Origin of the sequence: Pseudomonas fuscovaginae SE-1, assembly GCF_000364705.1 — a bacterium.
Taxonomy (GTDB): domain Bacteria; phylum Pseudomonadota; class Gammaproteobacteria; order Pseudomonadales; family Pseudomonadaceae; genus Aquipseudomonas; species Aquipseudomonas fuscovaginae_A.
This window is the reverse complement of the sequence record NZ_AQOH01000175.1, coordinates 1-1,380: the sequence shown is the minus strand read 5'-3', so window position 1 is coordinate 1,380 and position 1,380 is coordinate 1. Positions and strand designations below refer to the sequence as shown.

Sequence of the window (1,380 nt, the reverse complement as noted above, 5' to 3'; positions counted from 1 at the left end):
CGCCGCGAGCTTGTTGGCGGCTTCGGCCGTGGCTGCCGGCAGGCGGGCCTGTTCGAGCAGCATCGGCACCACTTCCGGTTCGGGGCGACGGTAGGCGGCGGTGATGGCGGCACGCAGCACCGACTGCGGCAGGATGCTCTCGGCGAATTCGAGGAAACACTGGTGGCTGTGATCGGCCTGCACTTCACCGGCGTCGTCGGCTTCGCCACGGGGCAGGCCGCTGAGTTCGCTGAGGGTTGCACCGCTCTCGAGTTTCTCCAGGTAATTGAAGATGGCCTGTTTGATCAGCCAGTGCGGGGTGCGGTCAATCGAGTGGGCCGCCGCTTTCAGGCGTTCGCGGGTCGGGTCGTCGAGTTTGACCCCAAGGGTGGTGGTCGCCATTTTTCTTGTCCTCATGGGTTGCCACTACCGCGTGGCGTCAGATGGCGAAAGATTAGCTGTGGGCTGCAAGAGGTGCAACCGGGTGCAACCCATTTTTTCAGTGGAAATCGCCACGCTCCGATCGGAAAAAATTTTCACTTGCCGACGAATGGTCGGTTCTCTGCGGTTTTCCAAGGGAGGTCAGGGGGTTGCGTTGTACGACGGCGTAGACCCGTGTGGGAAAAATTGGAAAGGCCCCGAGGTGCAACTGGTGGGGGTAAAACAGGTTGCGCCTTGTTCGTATTGTTGAATAGCATGCTCGGCCGAGGTGCAACCTCCTACGACTGGAGGCACCGACTGATGATTTTCCTGGGGAAACATCAGTCATGAATGCCCGGTCCGTTTAACCGTCTGACAAGTATTGTCGTTTCGTCGGTCGCGGATCGCCGCTGAATAAAAACAATGCCAGGGCTTTTTCAATGAGCGTAAGCAATCCAACCTTGATCACCTTCGTGATCTACATCGCTGCGATGGTCCTGATCGGACTGATGGCCTATCGCTCAACCAACAACCTCTCCGACTACATTCTCGGTGGGCGCAGCCTCGGCAGCGTTGTCACCGCGCTTTCGGCCGGCGCCTCCGACATGAGTGGCTGGCTGCTGATGGGCTTGCCGGGTGCAATCTACATGTCCGGCCTCTCCGAGAGCTGGATCGCCATCGGCCTGATCGTCGGGGCCTACCTGAACTGGCTGTTCGTCGCCGGGCGCCTGCGGGTCCAGACCGAGCACAACGGTGATGCGCTGACCCTGCCGGACTACTTCTCCAGCCGCTTCGAAGACCACAGCGGCCTGCTGCGGGTGATCGCGGCCATCGTGATCCTGGTGTTCTTCACCATCTACTGCGCCTCCGGCATCGTCGCCGGCGCCCGCCTGTTCGAAAGCACCTTTGGCATGTCCTACGGCACTGCCTTGTGGGCCGGTGCGGCGGCGACCATCGCCTACACCTTCATCGGCGGGTTCC

The 1,380-nt window shown here is 60.8% G+C and carries 2 protein-coding genes; one reads left to right on the top strand and one right to left on the bottom strand.

Going from position 1 to position 1,380, the window contains the following annotated elements:
• On the bottom strand, positions 1-381 hold a 381-nt coding region (locus K675_RS0116530), incomplete at its 3' end, for a hypothetical protein (protein ID WP_026145262.1).
• Between the two features lie 458 nt (positions 382-839).
• On the opposite strand from K675_RS0116530, the gene K675_RS0116525 reads away from it, so the two are divergent.
• The coding region (locus K675_RS0116525; RefSeq protein ID WP_037006645.1) for a sodium:solute symporter family transporter at positions 840-1,380 on the top strand (541 nt) is incomplete at its 3' end.